Source organism: Microbacterium mangrovi (assembly GCF_000802305.1).
Lineage (GTDB): Bacteria > Actinomycetota > Actinomycetes > Actinomycetales > Microbacteriaceae > Microbacterium > Microbacterium mangrovi.
Genome location: NZ_JTDK01000006.1, coordinates 251,701 through 272,877, shown reverse-complemented (window position 1 = coordinate 272,877; position 21,177 = coordinate 251,701). Strand labels below are relative to the sequence as shown.

The window sequence follows — 21,177 nt, the reverse complement described above, 5'->3', positions numbered from 1 at the left end:
CTCCTATCGGACGAGCTCGTCGGCGGCGACGAGACGGTGGAAGTGGCCGATCATGCGATCGGCGTCAGGGCGGATGCCCGTGATCAGCTCGAACGCGTCGGCGGCCTGGAAGACGGCCATGCGGCCGCCGTCGAGCGTGCGGCATCCCGCTGCGCGCGCGGCCTTCAGCAGCGCGGTCTCGAGAGGCCGGTACACGATGTCGGCGACCCAGAGATCGCTGCGCAGCAGCGCCGGCGGGAACGGGATTCCGGGGTGGTCGTGCATCCCGGTGGGGGTGCAGTGGACGACGCCGTCTGCATGGGGGAGGAGGCCGGGGAGGGCCCCCGGATCGGACGCGGAGACGTCGGCGCCGTGGCGGGCGGTCAGGTCGGCGGCCGCCTCGGCGGCGCGCTGCACGTCGACGTCGACCACGGTGAGGTGTCGGACGCCGGCCCGCAGGAGCGCATCCGCGACGGCGGATCCTGCTCCGCCCGCGCCGATCAGCACGACGTCGTCGAGCGCGGCCCCGGGAAGCCCGGTGCGAAGCGCTGTCTCGAACCCCGTCGTGTCGGTGTTGTGACCGACGAGGCCGTCATCGGTGAACAGCACCGTGTTCACCGCGCCCAGCTGCGCCGCCACCGGATCGATGCGGTCGAGATACTCGATGACGAGTCGCTTGCACGGATGCGTGATGTTGAGCGCGTCGAAGCCGAGCCGTCGAGCCCACGTGAGGATGTCCGGCAGCTGGTCGGGGACGAGGCCGAGGACCGACAGGTCGATCGGGCGGTAGAGGTAGTCGAGCCCGAGGGCGCGGGCCTCGGCCATGTGCATCGGCGGCGTCAGCGACGGGGTCACGCCGGTGCCGACGAGGCCCACGAGATACCGGTGCGGTTCCGTCACGAAGAACTCCCTCGTTCACTCTTAATGTACTAACCAGTACGTACGGAGTGAATCACGCGCAACCGAGCCTGTCAAGGCCGGGGGAGGAGAATGCGCAGTGCGCGTCAGCGCGCGGTGAGCCAGGCGACGACCACGTCGCCGATCATGGCGCGCAGGTGCGCGCGTCGATCCGGGGAATCCAGGTCGACGTCGAAGAGGTAGCCGAACGTGTACCGGTTCGCCACCTGGAAGACGCAGTACGAGCTGATGAGCAGATGGACGTCGAGGGCGTCCACGTCGCTGCGGAAGGACCCGGCGGCACGGCCGCGGGTGAGGATGCCGTCGAGTTGGGTGACCGCGGGCTGGGCGACCGTCCGCAGCGAGTCGAGCCGCCGGATGAACTCGCCGCGGTGGATGTTCTCGATCGCGACCAGCCGGATGAAGGCGTCGTGCGTGACGTGGTGGTCGAAGGTCAGCTCGGCCAGCTGCCGCAGGGCGGCGACGGGGTCGGTGTGATCGACGTCGATGGCTCGTTCGGCCTCGCGGATGCCGAGGTACGCCTGCTCGAGCACGGCGAGGTACAGCTGCTCCTTGCCGCCGAAGTAGTAATAGATCATCCGCTTGGTCGTGCGGGTGCGCTCGGCGATCTCGTCCACGCGCGCGCCGGAGTAGCCGGATTCGGCGAAGACCTCGGTCGCCACGGCGAGCAGTTCTGCCCGGGTGCGTTCGGCGTCGCGTTGCGCTGGTGCCATTTCGTCAGCGTATCGAATGGCCGCCGGCCGCCCTTCCCGCCTAATGTACTGCCTGGTACATTAGGTGCCCATGAAGACTTCGATCGCGACCGTGTGCATCAGCGGCACGCTCGTCGACAAGCTGCACGCGTGCGCGGCGGCGGGATTCGACGGCGTGGAGATCTTCGAGCCGGATCTCATCGCCGCGCCGGAGAGCCCCGAGGAGATCCGCGCGCTGGCATCCCGCCTGCACCTGTCGCTCGACCTCTACCAGCCGATGCGCGACGTCGAGGGGGTCGACGAGGCGGAGTTCGCCCGGGTTCTCCGCCGGGCCCGGGCCAAGTTCGAGCTGATGGCGCGCCTGGGCATGGACCTCGTGCTGTGCTGCAGCAATGTCGCGACCGCGACGATCGACGACGACGCCGTGAGCGCCGCGCAGCTGCGTCGGCTCGGCGACCTCGCCGCCGAGTACGGCATCCGCATCGCGTTCGAGGCACTCGCCTGGGGCCGGTTCATCGACGACTACCGGCGTGCGTGGCGGGTGGTCGAACTGGCGGACCATCCCTCCGTCGGGGTCTGCCTCGATTCCTTCCACATCCTCTCCCGGGGGCACGACCCGGCCGCGATCGAATCGATCCCGGGCGATCGCATCTTCTTCGTCCAGCTCGCGGACGCCCCCGCCCTGACGATGGACGTGCTCTCCTGGAGCAGGCACCACCGGCTCTTTCCCGGCGAGGGCAGCTTCGACCTCGCGGGCTTCGTCGCGCACATCGTGCGCACCGGGTACTCCGGCCCGCTGTCGCTGGAGGTGTTCAACGACACGTTCCGGCAGACCGACGTGCGCGAGACCGCGGTGCACGCGCACCGCTCGCTGCGCTGGCTCGAGGATGCGGTCTCCCGGCGACTCGGGGCGGACGCCGACGAGCGGCTCGCCCGCCTGCCGGAGCCGGAGCCGCCGACCGGCTTCGACTTCGTCGAGATCAAGGCGGAGGACACCTCGGCCGTCGAGGTCCTGCTCGCACAGCTCGGCTTCACCGCCCGCGGGCGGCACCGGACGAAGCCGGTGACCCTCTGGAGCGCGGGGCGGGCTCGAGTGGTCCTCAACGAGCAGCATGCCGCAGGTCAGGCCCCTCACCTGGCCGCCCTCGGAGTGGCCGTGCCGCACCCCGATCGTCTTGCTGCGCGCGCCCGGGAGCTGGGCACGCCGAGCGCGTTCCGGCGCACGTATGCCGCCGAACAGGCGCTGGACGCCGTGCGAGCACCGGACGGCACCGAGATCTACTGGGTGGGAGCCGCGGCAGGGGAGCCGGACTGGACCACTGAGTTCGAGCACGGACTGCCCGACGCGGCCGAATCCGGCGCGTCGGGCGTGCACGCCATCGACCACGTCAGCCTGACCCAGCCGTGGGAGTCGATCGACGAGGCGGTGCTGCTGCTCGGTGCGGTGTTCTCCCTCGATCCCGCGAGCTCGACCGACGTCGCGGGCCCGCAGGGTCTCGTGCAGAGCCGCGTCATGACCGCGCGCGACGGCGATGTGCGGATCGCGCTGAACGTCGTCCCGACGAGCCTCGCGCACGCGGGCGAGGGTCGCCGCGGCCTCCCGCAGCACGTCGCGTTCCGATGCGGAGACGCCCGGGCGCTCGCCCGGTTCGCGCGCACCCGGGGTCTGCAGGTCCTGCCGATCCCCGACAACTACTACGAGGATCTCGCGGCGAGGTTCGATCTCGCCGACGACGACCTCGCCGAACTGCGCGCACTAGGGATCGTGTACGACCGCGACGACGCCGGCGAGTATCTGCAGTTCTACACGCGGATCGTCGGCGACGTGTTCTTCGAGTTCGTCCAGCGTCTGGGCGGCTACGACGGCTTCGGCGCCGGCAACGCACCGGTGCGGCTGACCGCGCAGGGCGCCGGACGTGACCGCACCTGAGGGCGGCGTCACGGGGGTGCGCTGGTATCGTGCCCCCGTGACATCCACTCCTCGCAGGCTCCTCCTCGTCAACGGCCCCAACCTCAATCTGCTCGGCGTCCGCGAGCCGGACATCTACGGGACCGAGACGCTCGCCGACGTCGAAGGGCTCGTCGAGCGCACCGCGGCCTCGCGCGGGTTCGACGTGCGCAGCGTGCAGAGCAACCACGAGGGCGTCCTCATCGACGCGATCCACGCAGCCCGGGAGGACTGCGCCGGCATCGTGATCAACCCCGCAGGCCTCACCCACACGTCGGTGTCGCTCGCCGACGCGCTGAAGGCGGTCGCGCTTCCCGTCGCCGAGGTGCACATCTCCGATCTGTCCTCGCGCGAGGGATTCCGTCAGGTCTCGTACGTGCGCGACGTCGCGGTGGTGCACGTCATCGGGGAGGGCATCTCGGGGTACGCCCACGCGGTCCTGCGGCTCATCGACGTCGTCACGGGGCAGGCCGACGGCTGATCCTGCCGCGGCGACAGCACGTTCGCATCCAGCCCCTTTCCAGCCCCGGCCAGGTCATCCCGTAGAATGGGATGTTGGGCGCCTTCTCGCCCGCGAACTTCACGAAACGGAACAGTAGACCCATGGCATCCACCGCAGACATCAAGAACGGCGTCGTCCTCAACATCGACGGTCAGCTCTGGAGCATCGTGGAGTTCCAGCACGTCAAGCCGGGCAAGGGCGGCGCGTTCGTCCGTACCAAGATGAAGAACGTCCTGTCGGGCAAGGTCGTCGACAAGACGTTCAACGCCGGCGCGAAGATCGAGATCGAGAACGTTGACCGTCGCGACTACCAGTACCTGTACAACGACGGCGACAGCTTCGTGTTCATGGACACGAGCGACTACGACCAGATCAACGTGCCGGCCGCCACCGTGGGCGACGCGTCGCACTTCCTGCTCGAGAACCAGATGGTCACCATCGCGCTGAACAACGGCAACGCGCTCTACGTCGACCTCCCCGCCTCGGTCGTGCTCGAGATCACCTACACCGAGCCGGGCCTGCAGGGCGACCGCTCCTCCGCCGGCACCAAGCCCGCGACGCTCGAGACGGGCTACGAGATCCAGGTCCCGCTGTTCCTCGAGACCGGCACCCGCGTCAAGGTCGACACCCGCACGGGCGACTACCTCGGTCGCGAGAAGTAAGCCGGGCGTGAGCGCTCGGACCAAGGCGCGCAAGCGCGCTCTCGACATCCTGTTCCAGGCCGACGTGCGCGGCGAGGACATCCCGGTGATGCTCGCCGTGGAGGCCAAGCGCGCGGCGACGGAGCCCGCACGCGAGGCGTCCTGGCTGTACGCGCGCGACATCGTCGACGGCATCATCGACAACTCGGACGTCATCGACGAGCAGATCACCGCCGCGGCCAAGGACTGGTCGATGGCGCGGATGCCCACCGTCGACCGGGCGCTGCTGCGCATCGGGGTGTGGGAGATCCTCTACAACGACCAGGTTCCCACCGCCGTCGCCATCGACGAGGCCGTGGAACTGGCGAAGGAGTTCTCCACCGACGAGTCCGCCTCGTTCGTGCACGGCGTCCTCGCGCGGGTCGCCCGGTCGAACTGACGGGAGCAGCACCCGTCCTCGCAGTGAACGCACCGTTCGTCGAGCCCGACGCCATCCGGCGCCAGGCCTGGGGCGGTGCGTTCACGCGTGGGACCCAGTACTTCCACGACGGAGCCGTCCGCGACGTCCGATGGGACGCGGACGCACGGACGATCACGGGGGATGTCGCCGGCAGCAACGCGCGGCGCTACCGCTGCGTCGTCCGCTTGCTCGCGAACAGCGACGGCATCGATTCCACCCGCTGTTCGTGCCCCATGGAGGCGGACTGCAAGCACGTCGTGGCGACGCTGCTCGCCTCCAATGCAGGTCGGCTGCGCAGCAGGCTGCCGCAGCCCGCGGATCTGCCGGGCGCCGCGCCCGGAGGATACCCACGGCCCGTCGCGCCCGAACCGTCCCGGGGCACCTCCTGGCGTGATCTGATTCCGGCGACGCCGAGCGCCTCGCCCGGTGGGACGAAACATCCGCTCGCGCTCGGCGTGGAACTGCGGCACCGGGTGCAGCGTTCGACCCGCAGTTGGGCCCCTCCCACGGTCGAGGCGGTGACGCCCCGGGTGCTCGCCACGTCCCCGACCGGCCTGCTGGTCGGGATGCGGCCGCTGATGCGCAGCCCCAGCACCGGCAGGTGGATCCAGGGCCAGGTCTCGTGGGATGCCGTGCGCCGGCCGGGCGGCGGGTACGACGACGCGCACGCCCGATGGATGGCCGAGCTCTACAGCATCGCCCGCGATGTCCGCACCGGCGCGGTGTTCACCGACGTGTCCGACTGGCTGACCCTCGACACCGCCGAATCCGGGCTGCTGTGGTCGCATCTGGCCGCCGCCCGCGAGCTCGGTCTGCCGATCGTCAGCACCCGCAAGGACGCCAGCGTCGTGCTCGCCGACGAGCCGGGGTCGGCCACGCTCGAGATCTCGCGCGCGCCGGGCGGCGGGCTCCGTCTCACGCCGCGCATCACGATCGACGGCGTGCTGTACGATCCGGCGCACGTGCGTCCGGTGGGAAGGACCGGAGTGTACGCGTTCACCCCGGACCGGCCCCACATCGCCCTGACCCTGGCGGCCGTCCCGCTGGGCGCGACGACGGCGGCCCTCCTCGGCCGCACCGAGCCGGTCGTGGTCCCGCCGGAGGACGTCGACGAGTTCGCCCGGTCGGCTCTTCCCCGGCTGCGACGAACCGGAAGCGTGGTGGCCGGCGCGGGCTACGAGCTCCCCACACCGGAGCCGCCCCGCCTGGTGCTCGAGGTGGCCCATCTGCCCGGACACACGATCGAGCACGTGCTGCGGTGGCGGTACGGCACGCGATCGGTCGCCTACGAACCGGACCCCGCGGACGATCTCCGTGATCCCGAGGCGGAGTCCGCCCTGCGCCTCCGGGTCGAGGAGGCGTGGGCCGACGCCGCCGACCTGCCGTTCGCGGCATCCGGCCTGCTCCACGACACGGACGCTGCGCGATTCGCCGTGCACGTCGTGCCCGCGCTGCGGGCGATCGACGGCGTCAGCGTCCTTTCGACCGGGACTGCCCCGGACTACCGCGAGCTCACCGACGCGCCGCACATCGCGATCTCGACGGTGGAGTCGACGGATCGCGACTGGTTCGACCTGGGCGTCGTCGTCACGATCGACGGCCGCCGTATCCCGTTCGGGGCTCTCTTCACGGCGCTGTCGCTGCGCCGCAAGAACATGCTGCTCGCCGACGGCGGCTACTTCTCGCTCGCGCACCCGGCGCTGCAGCAGCTGCGCGACCTCATCGACGAGGCGGCGGAAGTGGTCGAGTGGGATGTCGACACCATCCGGGTGAGCCGCGCCCAGGTGGACTTCTGGGAGGAGTTCGAGGACCTCGCCGACGAATCCACCGCCGCCGTGTCGTGGCGTGCCACGGCCGAAGCGCTGCGCAGCGTCGGCTCGATCGAGCACACCGACGCGCCGGCCGGCCTGAACGCGCGGCTGCGCCCGTACCAGCAGACCGGCTTCGACTGGCTCGCCTTCCTGTGGCGGCACCGGCTCGGCGGCATCCTCGCCGACGACATGGGCCTCGGGAAGACCCTCCAGATGCTCGCCATGGTCCAGTACGCCCGCGAGGCGGGGGAGTCCCGCCCGTTCCTCGTCGTCGCCCCCACCTCGGTGCTCAGCACGTGGCGCAGCGAGGCGGCGAGGTTCGTGCCCGAGCTGGAGGTCGCGGTGCTGGACGCCACCAGCGCGAAACGCGGGCGCACGGTGGCGGATGCCGCAGCCGCGGCGGACCTCGTGGTGACCTCCTACACGCTGGCGCGCCTCGATGAGGACGAGTTCGCCGCGGTCGAGTGGTCGGCGCTCGTCCTCGACGAGGCCCAGTTCGTCAAGAACCCGCGCACCAAGCTGCACCGCGCGGTGAAGTCGTTCTCGGCGGACGCCGTGTTCGCGATCACCGGAACCCCGATGGAGAACAGCCTCACGGAGCTCTGGGCGCTGCTGTCCCTCACCGCGCCGGGCCTGTTCGCCTCGGCGCGCGCCTTCCGCGAGGACTACGTCGGACCCATCGAGCAGGGGAAGGTCCCGGAGAACCAGGAGGGAGCGGCCTACCGCGAAGCGCGCCTAAACCGGCTCCGCCGGCGCATCCGCCCGCTGGTGCTGCGCCGGACGAAGGAGCTGGTGGCCTCCGACCTCCCTCCCAAGCAGGAGCAGGAGCTGCTGATCGACCTTCGTCCTGCGCACCGTGCGCTCTACGACGCGACGCTGCAGCGGGAGCGCCAGAAGGTGCTGGGTCTTCTCGACGACCTCGACCGCAACCGGTTCATCGTGTTCCGGTCGCTGACGCTCCTGCGCATGCTCAGCCTCTCGCCGGCCCTGATCGATCCGGCGCACGCGGCGATGCCGTCGGCGAAGCTCGACGCCCTGCTCGAGCAGCTCCCGGACCTGGCTGCGGAAGGCCATCGTGCCCTCGTGTTCAGCCAGTTCACCTCCTTCCTCGATCTGGCCGAGGACCGCCTGCGGGATGCCGGCATCCCCTTCACCCGTCTCGACGGCTCCACGCGGGACCGCGGCGGGGTCGTGGACGGCTTCCGGGAGGGCGACGCCCCTGTCTTCCTCATCAGCCTGAAAGCCGGCGGATTCGGTCTCACCCTCACCGAAGCCGACTACGTCTTCCTGCTGGACCCGTGGTGGAACCCGGCCGCCGAGGCACAGGCGATCGACCGCACGCACCGCATCGGCCAGCAGCGCCACGTCTTCGTCTACCGGCTCATCGCGGCCGGCACGATCGAGGAGAAGGTCCTCGAACTCCAGCGGCGCAAGGCGCGGCTGTTCCAGTCCGTGATGGACGACGACGCCCTGTTCGCGCAGGCGCTGGATGCCGACGACATCCGCGGGCTGTTCGACGCCTGACGGCGTGCGCCCCGGGGGCGTCCGGATGCCTCCCGGTAGACTCGGAACGCCAGACACGGGAGGAACCTCATGCGAATCACCGGCCTCGGACATGCGGGCATGTTCATCGAGACCAAGGGCGGCAGCATCATCTGCGACCCGGTCATCGGCCCCAGCTTCTACGGCTCCTGGTTCCCGTTCCCCGACAACCGCGCGCTCGACTGGGAGCGATTCGGCAAGGCCGACTTCCTGTACATCTCGCACCGCCACCGCGACCACTTCGACCCCGCGCTGATGCACAAGTACATTCCGAAGGACATCAAGGTGCTCCTGCCGGACTATCCGACCGACGACCTCGAGCAGGACCTGCGCCGGCTCGGCTACGAGAACATCGTCTACACGCAGGCGGGCGTGCCGCTCCAGTTCGGCGACGTGAAGATCATGGTGACGCCGCTGCGGGCGCCGAGCGACGGCCCGATCGGCGACTCGTCGCTGTCGGTGGACGACGGCACCGCCAGCATCCTCAACCAGAACGACTCGCACCCGCTCGATCTCGAGAAGCTGCTCTCGTTCTCCAAGCCCGACGCGTACTTCACCCAGGTGTCGGGCGCCATCTGGTGGCCGATGGTCTACGACCTCCCGCAGGACGCCAAGCAGAACTTCGCCAAGCTCAAGCGCGACGCGCAGAACAAGCGGGCGATGTACTACATCGAGAAGGTCGACGCCGAACACGTCTTCCCGATGGCCGGTCCGCCGATGTTCCTGCGCGAAGAGCTGTTCCGCTACAACGGCTACGGGCTCGACAACGACGCCATCTTCACCGACCAGCGGCAGTTCCTCGCGCACATGGCCGAGCTTCGCCCGCAGCAGAAGGGGTACGAGTTCGTGCCCGGCACGCAGGTCGACATCGACGGCGGCGAGGTGACGGTCACCCAGACCCTGTACACGCAGACCGAGATCGACCGCATCTTCGACGACAAGTGGAACTACCTCGCCGAGCAGCGCGACAGCCGTCAGGCCGAGGTGCAGGCAGAGGAGGCGTCGCGCGCCGCGGTGCTGCCGCCTGCCGAGATGCTGGCCGCGATCAAGGAGTGGTGGGAGCCGCTCCTGAAGAAGTCCCGGACGATCCGTCTGGGCGTCGGCGGCAACGTGCGCTTCCGCATCGGCGAGCTCGATCTCGTCGTGGACTTCCCGAAGGCGAAGGTCCGCGAGTACGCCGGCGAGGAGTGCATCTACTGGTACACGATCCCCGCCGACCTGGTCTCGACGAACATCCGCGACCACGAGATCGACTGGTCCAACTCGATCTTCCTGTCGATGCAGTTCCAGGTGGGTCGAAGCGGCAAGTTCAACGAGTTCCTCACCACGTTCCTGAAGTGCCTCTCGACCGACCGCATCGAGTACGTCGAGAACTGGTATTCCGAGCAGACCGACCAGACCGAGGACATCCAGCTCGAGGACTGGGTCGTCCAGCGCCGTTGCCCGCACCTGCGCGCCGACCTGTCGAAGACGGGCCGGATCGAAGACGGTGTGCTCACGTGCAGCATGCACGACTGGAAGTGGGATCTCGCCACCGGCAAGTGCCTCAGTACGCAGGGGCATCCGATCCGCGCATCCGTCGCCGAGGGGGACGCGATCACGCGGGAAGCGACGATCCCGGCCGCCTGAGGCGACTGCGCGCGACCGGCACCGGGGCGCAGCACGCCTGGTAGCGGACCGACCGCGGGCCTACACTCGCGAGTGTGTTCGCGTACGACCCGCAGATCGCGGCCGCGGTCGCGCAGCGGCCGGACACCATCCCCGAGGTGCTGTCGGTCATGCGAACGGTAGACGGCCTGACCGCAGACGGCGACGGCCTCAAGTGGTTCAACGGCCTATACCTCACGGTGACCGAGGCGGTTCATGCCCAGGTGTCGACCTCGGGACTCGCGGACCCCGGATTCATGGCCGCGCTGGATGTCGAATTCGCGGGGCTGTACTTCTCCGCGCTGCGCGGCTTCCTGGCGGGTCATCCGATCCCGGGATGCTGGCAGGTGCTGTTCGCGGTGCGCGCCCAGACGCGGCTCACCCGCATCCAATGCGCGCTGGCTGGAATGAACGCCCACATCAACCACGACCTCGCCCTCGCGATCGTGAGCACCAGCGCGGCGGCCGGCGTAACGCCCGACCACGACTCCGGGCGGTACACGGACTTCACCGCGCTGAACGCCACTCTCGACGGCCTGATCGAGACGGCCAAGAAGCAGCTGCAACTGCGCCTCCTCGGTGACGAGGTGCCGCAGTTGTCGGTGCTGGAGGACACGATCGCGGGGTGGAGCATGAGCGCCGCGCGCGAGAACGCCTGGAACAACGCCGAGATCGCCTGGCGTCTGCGGCCTGTGCCGTTGCTGACAGATCGGTTCGAGCATGGCATCGACGGTGTCGCGACCGTCATCGGCAAAGCGCTGCTGGTCCCGCTTCCCTGAGCGCGGTCCGGATTCCGTGCGCTGATGGCGCGACGTATCAAGCCACGACCGTGGGGCTCTTCTTGAACAGTTCGCACAACGCGAACGTCCAATCGATGAGGAGTCCTACAATGACCACCCTTCCAGTCCGTCCCGGTTCGCAGATCTCGCGGACACGGGCACACGAATCCGCCTGGTCCGTCGCCGCTCGGACGACAGGCCGGGTCGAGGGAGGCACGAAAGTGCTGCTCGAGCGCTGGTCGATCCCCACGCTCCGCGTGGCGCTCGGCTTCGTCTTCCTCGCCTTCGGGGTGCTGAAGTTCTTTCCCGGCATGAGCCCGATCGAGGTACTCGTGGGACGCACCTGGAATGCGCTGACCTTCGGCATCGTCAGCGGCTACCCTGCGATGGCGCTGACGGCGGCGATGGAGTCGCTCGTCGGCCTCCTGCTGATCGTCGGAGTGTTCCAGCGATTCGCCCTCGCTGTCCTCGCGGTGACGTTCGTGGGCATCCTCTCGCCGCTCGTCTTCTTCACGGGCGAGCTGTTCACGCCGGCACCGACCCTCACCGCGCAGTACATCGTCAAGGACGTCGTGCTGATCGCCGCCGCGATGGTCGTCGCCTCCCGCGCCCTGCGACCGGCACCGGCGCAGCGCTGACGCGGCGGAGGGCGGGCGGTGCGGACGCGGTCCGCACCGCCCGCCGCTGCAATTGGGATACCGAAATCCGTCCGCAGCGCCGGGTAGACTGACCGGGCAACCCAGCAACCTTTAACCGCGTCCGAGAGGCGCAGAAGGGAGCGTCGGATGAGCACACGAACAGTGCTGCAGGCTGCCGACATCCAGCGAGCGTTGACTCGGATCTCGCACGAGATCCTGGAGTCCAACAAGGGGCCGGACGGACTCGTGATCCTCGGCATCCCGACCCGCGGCGTCACCCTCGCGCGCCGCGTCGCCGCACTCCTGACGGAGATCAGCGGAACCCCCGTGCCGGTGGGCAGCCTCGACGTCACGATGTACCGCGACGACCTGCACCGCAACCCCACGCGCACGCCTCAGCCCACGGAGATCCCCGCCGGCGGGATCGACGGTAAGACGGTCGTGCTCGTCGACGACGTGCTCTTCTCCGGTCGCAGCATCCGCGCCGCGCTCGACGCCCTCGGCGACATCGGACGCCCCTCCGTCGTGCGGCTGGCGACCCTCGTCGACCGCGGTCATCGCGACCTGCCGATCCGTCCCGACTTCGTCGGCAAGAATCTGCCGAGCTCTCGCGAGGAGCGCGTCAACGTGCACCTCGCCGAGATCGACGGCTCCGAAGAGGTGACGATCGGCTCATGAGGCATCTGCTCGACACCAAGGACCTCACCCGTGCCGAGGCGATCCGCATCCTGGACGTCGCGGAGGACATGGCCGACACGCAGCAGCGCGAAGTGAAGAAGCTTCCCGCGCTGCGCGGAAAGACCGTCGTCAACCTCTTCTTCGAGGACTCCACGCGCACGCGCATCTCGTTCGAGGCCGCCGCTAAGCGGCTCTCCGCCGACGTCATCAACTTCTCCGCCAAGGGCTCCAGCGTCAGCAAGGGGGAGTCCCTGCAGGACACCGCGCAGACGCTCCAGGCCATGTCCGCCGACGCGGTCGTCATCCGCCATGCCGCGTCCGGCGCACCGCGCACGCTCGCGGCGAGCGGATGGATCAGCGCCGGCGTCGTGAACGCCGGAGACGGCACCCACGCCCATCCCACCCAGGCGCTCCTGGACGCCTACACGATGCGCAAGCGGCGTTACGGCGCCGACAGCCGGGGCCGCGACCTGCAGGGCTTCCGGGTGACGATCGTGGGCGACGTCCTGCATTCGCGCGTGGCGCGCTCCAACGTGTGGCTGCTGCAGACCCTCGGCGCGGACGTGACGCTGGTCGCGCCGCCGACGCTCGTGCCGCAGGACGTGAGCGACTGGCCGGTGCAGGTCGGTTTCGATCTGGATGCCGCGGTCGCCGAGGGCCCGGACGCGATCATGATGCTGCGCATCCAGCTCGAGCGCATGCACGCGGCGTTCTTCCCGAGCGAGCGGGAGTATGCCCGCACGTGGGGCCTGACGCCGGACCGCCTCGCCGCACTGCCCGACGACACGATCGTGATGCATCCCGGGCCGATGAACCGCGGCCTGGAGATCTCGTCCGAGGCCGCCGACTCTCCGCGGTCGACGGTCCTCGAACAGGTGACCAACGGCGTCTCCGTGCGCATGGCGGTCCTCTACCTGCTGCTTTCCGGGTCGAACGAGAACGAGGAATGACGATGACCGAGAACCTGCTGTTCCGCGGAGCCCGCATCGAGGGCGGCGACGCCGCCGACATCCGCGTCGAGGGCGGCCGGATCACCGAGATTGGCAGCGGCCTCGACGCGGGCGCCGCCCGGCCGATCGACGTGCAGGGACACATCGCGCTGCCCGGTCTCGTCGACCTGCACACCCACCTCCGCGAGCCCGGCTACGAAGCGTCGGAGACCGTCCTGACCGGCTCCCGGGCGGCGGCCGCCGGCGGCTACACGGCCGTGTTCGCGATGCCGAACACGTCACCGGTCGCCGACACGGCGGGCGTCGTCGAGCAGGAGCTGGCCCTCGGCGAGGCCGCGGGCCTCGTCACGGTGCAGCCGATCGGCGCCGTCACGATCGGACAGAAGGGCGAACGGCTCGCCGAGCTCGGTGCGATGGCGACCTCCCGCGCCCGCGTCCGCGTGTTCAGCGACGACGGCTTCTGCGTCTGGGACCCGCTCATCATGCGCCGCGCGCTCGAGTACGTGAAGGCGTTCGACGGCGTCGTCGCCCAGCACGCGCAGGACCCGCGACTGACCGAGGGCGCGCAGATGAACGAGGGCCGGGTCTCGGCCGAGCTCGGCCTGGCCGGCTGGCCCGCCGTCGCGGAGGAGTCGATCATCGCGCGCGACGTGCTGCTGGCCGAACACGTCGGCTCGCGCCTGCACGTGTGCCACCTGTCCACCGCGGGCTCGGTCGACATCATCCGCTGGGCCAAGCGGCGCGGCGTGAACGTCACCGCCGAGGTGACGCCGCACCACCTCCTGCTGACGGACGAGCTGGTGCGCGGCTACGACGCGCGCTACAAGGTCAACCCGCCGCTCCGACGCGATGAGGACGTCCAGGCCGTGCGCGAGGGACTCGCCGACGGCACCATCGACATCGTCGCCACCGATCACGCGCCGCACCCGACGGAGGCGAAGACCTGCGAGTGGCCGGCGGCGGCGAACGGCATGGTGGGCCTCGAGTCGGCACTCCGGGTGGTGCATCAGGCGATGGTGCAGACGGGCCTGCTGGACTGGGCGGACGTCGCACGCGTGATGTCGCGGACTCCGGCGGCGATCGGCCGCCTCGAGGGCCACGGCCGCCCGATCGCGGTGGGGGAGCCCGCCGAGCTGACCTTCTACGACGCGGACGCGAACGGCGTGTTCGCTGCATCCGACCTGCGCGGACGCAGCCGCAACTCGCCCTACCTCGGACGCGAACTGCCCGGAAGCGTCCGCTACACCGTCCACGGCGGTCGCCTGACCGTCGACGCCGGCGAGGTCACCGCATGAGGTGGGTCGCCGTCGTCGGGATCGTGCTCGTCGTCGCACTGATCTTCTTCCTCATGTGGCGCGGCTGGCGGCGTCGCACCCAGCGCGATGCCGAGCTCACCGCTCCGTTCGCGGAGCTGCCCGAGGGCGCCGCCGTCACGGCACGGTTCTCCGGCTTCTACGTCGCCACCACGGCGCACGACGAGCCGCTGGAGCGCCTCGCCATCGGCGGGCTCGCGTTCCGCTCCACGATGGACCTGACCGTGACGGATGCGGGTGCGGCACTGGATCTCCCCGGCCTCGAACGGGTCGTGTTCACCCCGCAGCGCATCCTCGCCGTCGACCAGGCCACCGTCGCGATCGACCGCGTCGTCGAGAAGGACGGCCTGGTGCGCATCGTCTGGACGACGCCGCAGGACGTCGTCGTCGACACCTATCTGCGCGCCCAGGACGCCTCGGCCCGCCAGGTCGCCGACGCCGTCCGCGCCATCTCACCCACAGCATCCACCTCCGACGGAAGCGACGCATGACCATGAGCTTCACCACCGACCCCGCCGTGCTCGTCCTGGAGGACGGCACCCGGCACCTCGGGCGCGCCTACGGCGCCCGCGGCACCACCCTGGGCGAAGTCGTCTTCGCCACCGGCATGACCGGATACCAGGAGACCCTCACCGACCCGTCGTACGCCGGGCAGATCGTGCTGCAGACCGCCCCGCACATCGGCAACACCGGCATGAACGCCGAAGACCCCGAATCGCGTCGCATCTGGGTGGCCGGGTACATCGTCCGCGACCCCTCCCGCGTCGTCTCGAACTGGCGTGCGGACGAGTCCCTCGACGCCGCGCTCACCCGCGACGGCATCGTCGGCATCAGCGGCATCGACACCCGCGCCGTGACCCGGCACATCCGCTCCGCCGGCAGCATGCGCGGCGGAGTGTTCTCGGGTGCGGATGCCGCCCTGGACCCGGACGAGCAGCTGCGGGTCGTCCGCGAGGGCCGGCAGATGGCGGGGCTCAACCTGTCCGCGGAGGTGTCGGTCGCCGAGGTGCAGGTCACGGCGGCCACCGTCGAGCGCCTCGGCAACCTGGCCGTGCTCGACCTCGGCGTCAAGCAGGCCACCATCGACAATCTCGCCGCCCGGGGATTCGACGTGCACGTGCTGCCGCAGAACGCGACGTTCGACGACATCCGCGCCGTCGACCCGGTGGCCGTCTTCTATTCGAACGGGCCCGGCGACCCGGCCGCCTCCGGCGACCACGTCGCCCTGCTTCGCAGCGTGCTCGACGAGGGCCTCCCGTTCTTCGGGATCTGCTTCGGCAACCAGCTCCTCGGCCGCGCGCTCGGCTTCGACACCTACAAGCTCCCGTTCGGCCACCGCGGCATCAACCAGCCGGTGCTCGACAAGGCGACCGGCCGCGTCGAGATCACCGCGCACAACCACGGCTTCGCCGTCGACGCCCCCCTGGACGGCGAGACGCAGAGCCCGGCGGGCTACGGCCGCGTCGAGGTCAGCCACGTCGGCCTCAACGACAACGTCGTGGAGGGCCTGCGGGCCCTCGACATCCCCGCCTTCTCCGTGCAGTACCACCCGGAGGCGGCGGCAGGACCCCACGACGCCAACTACCTCTTCGACCGATTCGCCGACCTCGTGCGCGATCACCAGCAGAAGGACGCGAACTAATGCCCAAGCGCCCCGACATCAACAGCGTCCTCGTCATCGGCTCCGGCCCGATCGTGATCGGCCAGGCCTGCGAGTTCGACTACTCCGGCACCCAGGCGTGCCGCGTGCTCCGCGACGAGGGGGTGCGCGTCATCCTCGTCAACTCCAACCCGGCGACGATCATGACCGACCCGGACTTCGCGGACGCCACCTACATCGAGCCGATCACGCCCGAGGTCATCGAGACCATCATCGCCAAGGAGAAGCCCGACGCGATCCTGCCGACCCTCGGCGGGCAGACGGCGCTGAACGCCGCCATGGCGCTGCACGCGCAGGGGATCCTCGACAAGTACGGCGTGGAGCTCATCGGCGCGAAGGTCGATGCCATCCAGAAGGGCGAGGACCGCCAGATCTTCAAGGAGCTCGTCATCGAGGCGGGCGCCGAGGTCGCGGCATCCCGCATCGCCCACACGATGGACGAATGCCTGGCCGCCGCCGAAGAGCTGGGCTATCCGCTCGTCGTGCGGCCGTCGTTCACGATGGGCGGCCTCGGCTCCGGGTTCGCGTACGACGAGGCCGATCTGCGCCGCATCGCGGGCGCCGGCCTGCACGACTCGCCCACGAACGAGGTGCTCCTGGAGGAGTCGATCCTCGGGTGGAAGGAGTACGAGCTCGAGCTCATGCGCGACACCGCAGACAACACGGTGGTCGTCTGCTCGATCGAGAACGTCGACCCGGTGGGCGTGCACACCGGCGACTCGATCACCGTGGCGCCCGCGCTGACCCTCACCGACCGCGAGTACCAGAAGCTGCGCGACATCGGCATCGACATCATCCGCGCCGTGGGCGTGGACACCGGCGGCTGCAACATCCAGTTCGCGGTGAACCCCGAGAACGGCCGGATCATCGTCATCGAGATGAACCCGCGCGTCTCCCGGTCGTCGGCGCTGGCGTCGAAGGCCACCGGCTTCCCGATCGCGAAGCTCGCCGCGAAGCTCGCGATCGGCTACCGGCTCGACGAGGTGCCCAATGACATCACGCAGGCGACGCCGGCGAGCTTCGAGCCGACGCTGGACTACGTCGTCGTCAAGGTGCCTCGCTTCAACTTCGAGAAGTTCCCCGCGGCCGACACGACCCTCACCACCACCATGAAGTCGGTGGGCGAGGCGATGGCGATCGGGCGCAACTTCACCACCGCGCTGAACAAGGCGCTGCGCTCGCTCGAGAAGCGCGGCTCGAGCTTCCACTGGGGTCCCCAGACGCGGTCGGTCGACGAGCTGCTGCGGATCGCCGAGGTTCCCACCGACGGCCGCATCGTCTTCGTCCAGCAGGCGCTGCGTCTCGGAGCGACGGTGGAGCAGGCCTTCGAGGCCACCAAGATCGACCCGTGGTTCCTCGACCAGATCGTGCTGATCAACGAGGTCGCGGAGTTCGTCCGCCAGGCACCCGAGCTGGATGCCGCGACCCTGCGCGTCGCCAAGGAGCACGGACTCTCCGATGCGCAGATCGCGCAGCTGCGCGGCCTCGGCGAGGCCGAGGTGCGCGGCATCCGCCACGGGCTCGACGTGCGTCCGGTGTACAAGACGGTCGACACCTGTGCGGGGGAGTTCCCCGCCCTCACGCCGTACCACTACTCGAGCTACGACGCCGAGACCGAGGTCGCGCCCTCCGAGCGCACCAAGGTCGTCATCATCGGATCGGGGCCGAACCGCATCGGACAGGGCGTCGAGTTCGACTACTCGTGCGTGCACGCCTCGTTCGCGCTCGCGGCGGCCGGCTACGAGACCGTCATGGTCAACTGCAACCCCGAGACCGTGTCGACCGACTACGACACCTCCGACCGCCTCTACTTCGAGCCGCTGACGCTCGAGGACGTGCTCGAGGTGCTGCACGCCGAGGCGCAGTCCGGCACCATCCTCGGCGTCGTCTGCCAGCTCGGCGGCCAGACCCCGCTCGGCCTCGCGAAGGGCATCCAGGACGCCGGCTACACCATCCTGGGCACGAGCCCCGAGGCGATCGACCTCGCCGAGGAGCGTGGCCTGTTCTCGGGCATCCTGGACGCGGCCGGCCTGGTCGCCCCGCGCCACGGCACCGCGATCGACGTCGAGGGCGCCGTCGCGGTGGCCGAGGACATCGGCTACCCGGTGCTCGTGCGCCCGAGCTTCGTCCTGGGCGGTCGCGGCATGGAGATCGTCTACGACACCCCGTCGCTGCGCGACTACTTCGTGCGCGTCGCCGACCAGGCGATCATCGGGGAGGGGATGCCGCTCCTCGTGGACCGGTTCCTCGACGACGCCATCGAGATCGACGTCGACGCGCTGTTCGACGGCGACGAGCTCTACATCGGCGGGGTCATGGAGCACCTCGAGGAGGCGGGCATCCACTCCGGCGACTCCAGCTGCACGCTGCCGCCGGTGTCGCTCGGCCGCACCGAGATCGACCGCGTCCGGGAGGCGACGCGCGGGATCGCCGAGGGAGTCGGGGTGCGGGGTCTTCTGAACGTGCAGTTCGCCGTCAGCGCGGGCGTGCTCTACGTCATCGAGGCGAATCCGCGCGCCAGCCGCACCGTTCCGTTCGTCTCGAAGGCGCTCGGCATCCCGCTGGCCAAGGCCGCGTCGCGCATCATGGCGGGCGCGACGATCGCCGAGCTGAAGGCGGAGGGCCTCCTCCCCGAGGTCGACGGGTCGCGGGTGCCGATCGACGCGCCGGTGGCCGTCAAGGAGGCCGTGCTGCCGTTCAAGCGGTTCCGCACCGCCGAGGGCGCCACCGTGGACTCCGTCCTCGGTCCCGAGATGCGCTCGACGGGCGAGGTCATGGGCATCGACCGCGACTTCCCGACCGCCTTCGCCAAGAGCCAGGCCGCCGCCTACGGCGGCATGCCGCTGTCGGGAACGGTCTTCATCTCGGTCGCGGACTCGGACAAGCGCGCGGTGATCCTGCCGGCGCACCGCCTGCAGCAGCTCGGCTTCGGCCTCGTGGCCACCGAGGGGACCGCCGAGATCCTCTCGCGCAACGGCATCGACGTGTCGGTGGTCCCGAAGTACAGCGAGACCCAGGTCTCGGGAGAACAGAACATCGTCGACCTCATCAACGCGGGTTCGATCGACATCATCGTGAACACCCCGAGCGGCATGTCGGCGCGCGCCGACGGCTACGAGATCCGCGCGGCGGCGGTCGCCGCCGACAAGGCGCTGTTCACGACCATCGCGACGCTCGGCGCCGCCGTCAGTGCGATGGATGCCGCCGGCGACGGGTTCGACGTCCGCAGTCTGCAGGAGTTCGCGCTCGATCGGGCCGCCCGCGCATGACCGGGTTCGGAGAGCGCGTCCGCGCCGTCTTCGCGGCGCAGGGCCCGCTCTGCGTCGGCATCGACCCGCACGCCGCGCTGCTGGCGGACTGGGGCCTGCCGGCCTCGGCCGCCGGCGCGCGGGAGCTCGGGCTGCGGACGGTGGCGGCCGCCGCCGGCCGGGTCGGCATCGTGAAGCCGCAGGTGGCGTTCTTCGAGCAGTACGGCTCCGCCGGGTTCGCCGCGCTGGAGGCGGTGACCCGGGCGGCCCGGGATACCGGGCTCCTGGTGATCGCGGACGCCAAGCGCGGAGACATCGGATCGACCATGGCGGGTTACGCGCGCGCCTGGCTCGAGCCCGGCTCGGACCTCGAGGCCGACGCGCTCACCGTGAGCCCCTATCTCGGTCCCGATTCGCTGGCCGAGACCGCCGCGTTCGCGAAGGCGCACGGCAAGGGCCTGTTCGTCCTGTGCGCCACGAGCAACCCGGAGGCGACGGCCCTGCAGGCCGGCACGGTGGGCGCCGGGACGACCGCCCGGTTCGTCGCCGACCGGATCGCGGCGCTCGACACGCGCGAACCGCATCTCTGGGGAGATCTGGGGCTCGTCGTGGGCGCGACAGTCCGCCGCGACGATCTAGGCTTGATGCAGGGATTCGACGCGACCGCGCCGATTCTCGCGCCCGGATTCGGTGCGCAAGGGGCCCGACCCGAGGACCTCGAGCGCATCTTCGGTGACCTGTCCTCGTTCGTCATCGCGAGCGAGAGCCGCAGCATCCTGTCCGCCGGTCCGGATCGGATCGCCGAGGTCATCACCGCGCGCGCCGAGCTTTACACGAGGAGCCATGGCCGAACACCAGACGCCACCCGAGGTTGACCGCGTCGCCGCATCCCAGCGCGCCGTCGCCGCACGTCGCGCACGCGCGAGCCTGAAGCGGGACCTGTCCGCACGAGTCGTCTCGCCGCAGGAGGTCATGCGCCGAGCAGCGGCGGACCCCGCCGGGCCTGCGGGCACACTGCGCGTGCCCGATTTCCTCACCGCGCTGCCGGCCATCGGCGAGAGCAAGCGCGACCGCCTGCTCGCCGAACTGCAGATCGCAGCCGTCAAGCGTCTCGGCGGGCTCGGCGTCCGCCAGCGCGCGGCGCTGGGCGCTTGGCTCGACGACCGCTTCCCGGAGCCCGTGGCGCGCCCCGGCCGCAGCCGCCTGCTCGTGCTGGCCGGTCCGACCGCCGTCGGCAAGGGCACCGTCGCGGCCCAGATCCGGGCCGAGCACCCCGACATCATGCTCTCCGTGTCGGCGACCACCCGCGCTCCGCGTCCCGGCGAGGTCGAGGGGGAGCACTACTTCTTCGTCGACGACGCCGAGTTCGACCGGCTGATCGACGCGGGTGAGCTCCTCGAGCACGCGACCGTGCACAACAAGTACCGCTACGGCACGCCGCGCGGCCCCGTCGACGCGGCCCTCGCCGAGGGGCGCACCGTGCTGCTGGAGATCGACCTGCAGGGAGCCCGTCAGGTGCGCGCGGCCGAGCCGTCGGCGGCGCTGGTCTTCCTGCTGCCGCCCAGCTGGGACGAGCTCGTGCACCGGCTGGTCGGTCGCGGCACCGAGGGAGACGAGGAGCGCGCCCGCCGGCTGAAGACCGCACGCGTCGAGCTGGCCGCACAGAACGAGTTCGACTTCCGCGTCGTGAACGAAGACGTCGCCTCCGCTGCGGCCGAGGTCGCCGCGCTCGCGCACTGAGAGACCCGCCCCGGGCGATCTCACACCGGCA

17 protein-coding genes and 1 pseudogene are annotated in these 21,177 nt (G+C 70.2%); 16 read left to right on the top strand and 2 right to left on the bottom strand.

Going from position 1 to position 21,177, the window contains the following annotated elements; genetic code table 11:
• Positions 1-3: 3 nt before the first annotated feature.
• Entirely contained in the window at positions 4-879 is an 876-nt protein-coding gene (locus tag LK09_RS05155) for a shikimate dehydrogenase (protein ID WP_039396831.1), read from the bottom strand.
• Positions 880-983: 104 nt separating this feature from the next.
• Positions 984-1,610 carry a TetR/AcrR family transcriptional regulator gene (locus LK09_RS05150; RefSeq protein ID WP_039396828.1) on the bottom strand — a complete coding sequence of 209 codons (627 nt, stop codon included), beginning with the start codon at positions 1,608-1,610 and terminating at the stop codon, positions 984-986.
• A 70-nt stretch (positions 1,611-1,680) separates the two neighbouring features.
• Between LK09_RS05150 and LK09_RS05145 the strand changes: the two genes are divergently transcribed.
• The 16 genes and pseudogenes from LK09_RS05145 to gmk all read left to right on the top strand — a co-directional run bounded on the left by LK09_RS05145 (position 1,681) and on the right by gmk (position 21,146).
• Positions 1,681-3,519, top strand: a complete 1,839-nt coding sequence (locus LK09_RS05145; protein ID WP_039396826.1) for a bifunctional sugar phosphate isomerase/epimerase/4-hydroxyphenylpyruvate dioxygenase family protein — start codon at positions 1,681-1,683, stop codon at positions 3,517-3,519.
• Positions 3,520-3,556: 37 nt separating this feature from the next.
• Positions 3,557-4,018, top strand: coding sequence for a type II 3-dehydroquinate dehydratase (locus LK09_RS05140; RefSeq protein WP_039398073.1), 462 nt, complete (start codon positions 3,557-3,559; stop codon positions 4,016-4,018).
• A gap of 122 nt (positions 4,019-4,140) precedes the next feature.
• On the top strand, positions 4,141-4,701 hold the full coding sequence (gene efp / locus LK09_RS05135; protein WP_039396823.1) for an elongation factor P: 561 nt from the start codon (positions 4,141-4,143) through the stop codon (positions 4,699-4,701).
• A 7-nt stretch (positions 4,702-4,708) separates the two neighbouring features.
• The gene (gene nusB / locus LK09_RS05130) at positions 4,709-5,119 is read left to right on the top strand and encodes a transcription antitermination factor NusB (RefSeq protein ID WP_039396819.1); all 411 of its coding nucleotides are present in this window, start codon (positions 4,709-4,711) and stop codon (positions 5,117-5,119) included.
• 23 nt (positions 5,120-5,142) lie between these two features.
• Positions 5,143-8,475 carry a DEAD/DEAH box helicase gene (locus LK09_RS05125; protein WP_039396816.1) on the top strand — a complete coding sequence of 1,111 codons (3,333 nt, stop codon included), beginning with the start codon at positions 5,143-5,145 and terminating at the stop codon, positions 8,473-8,475.
• A gap of 69 nt (positions 8,476-8,544) precedes the next feature.
• Positions 8,545-10,122, top strand: a complete 1,578-nt coding sequence (locus LK09_RS05120) for a Rieske 2Fe-2S domain-containing protein (RefSeq protein ID WP_039396814.1) — start codon at positions 8,545-8,547, stop codon at positions 10,120-10,122.
• Between the two features lie 74 nt (positions 10,123-10,196).
• The gene (locus LK09_RS05115) at positions 10,197-10,919 is read left to right on the top strand and encodes a DUF5995 family protein (RefSeq protein WP_039396811.1); all 723 of its coding nucleotides are present in this window, start codon (positions 10,197-10,199) and stop codon (positions 10,917-10,919) included.
• Positions 10,920-11,029: 110 nt separating this feature from the next.
• Positions 11,030-11,557 (top strand): DoxX family protein, encoded by a 528-nt coding sequence (locus tag LK09_RS05110; protein ID WP_039396808.1) that lies wholly within the window; start codon positions 11,030-11,032, stop codon positions 11,555-11,557.
• Positions 11,558-11,644: 87 nt separating this feature from the next.
• Positions 11,645-12,235: pseudogene (pyrR, locus tag LK09_RS05105) on the top strand (bifunctional pyr operon transcriptional regulator/uracil phosphoribosyltransferase PyrR); the annotation flags it as partial.
• Positions 12,232-13,185, top strand: a complete 954-nt coding sequence (locus LK09_RS05100) for an aspartate carbamoyltransferase catalytic subunit (RefSeq protein WP_039396803.1) — start codon at positions 12,232-12,234, stop codon at positions 13,183-13,185. The pseudogene pyrR and the gene LK09_RS05100, both read left to right, overlap by 4 nt.
• A gap of 2 nt (positions 13,186-13,187) precedes the next feature.
• Positions 13,188-14,480, top strand: a complete 1,293-nt coding sequence (locus LK09_RS05095) for a dihydroorotase (protein WP_039396798.1) — start codon at positions 13,188-13,190, stop codon at positions 14,478-14,480.
• The gene (locus tag LK09_RS05090) at positions 14,477-14,989 is read left to right on the top strand and encodes a PH-like domain-containing protein (RefSeq protein ID WP_039396795.1); all 513 of its coding nucleotides are present in this window, start codon (positions 14,477-14,479) and stop codon (positions 14,987-14,989) included. Before LK09_RS05095 ends, LK09_RS05090 begins: the two co-directional genes overlap by 4 nt.
• Before the next feature lie 2 nt (positions 14,990-14,991).
• Complete coding sequence (carA, locus tag LK09_RS05085; RefSeq protein ID WP_039398071.1) at positions 14,992-16,140, top strand: glutamine-hydrolyzing carbamoyl-phosphate synthase small subunit; 1,149 nt, start codon at positions 14,992-14,994, stop codon at positions 16,138-16,140.
• A complete protein-coding gene (gene carB, locus LK09_RS05080) occupies positions 16,140-19,427 on the top strand; it encodes a carbamoyl-phosphate synthase large subunit (protein ID WP_039396792.1) in 3,288 nt (1,095 codons plus the stop codon). Before carA ends, carB begins: the two co-directional genes overlap by 1 nt.
• Positions 19,424-20,281 (top strand): orotidine-5'-phosphate decarboxylase, encoded by an 858-nt coding sequence (gene pyrF / locus LK09_RS05075; RefSeq protein ID WP_039396790.1) that lies wholly within the window; start codon positions 19,424-19,426, stop codon positions 20,279-20,281. Before carB ends, pyrF begins: the two co-directional genes overlap by 4 nt.
• Positions 20,250-21,146, top strand: coding sequence for a guanylate kinase (gene gmk / locus LK09_RS05070; RefSeq protein ID WP_039396788.1), 897 nt, complete (start codon positions 20,250-20,252; stop codon positions 21,144-21,146). Before pyrF ends, gmk begins: the two co-directional genes overlap by 32 nt.
• Positions 21,147-21,177 lie beyond the last annotated feature (31 nt).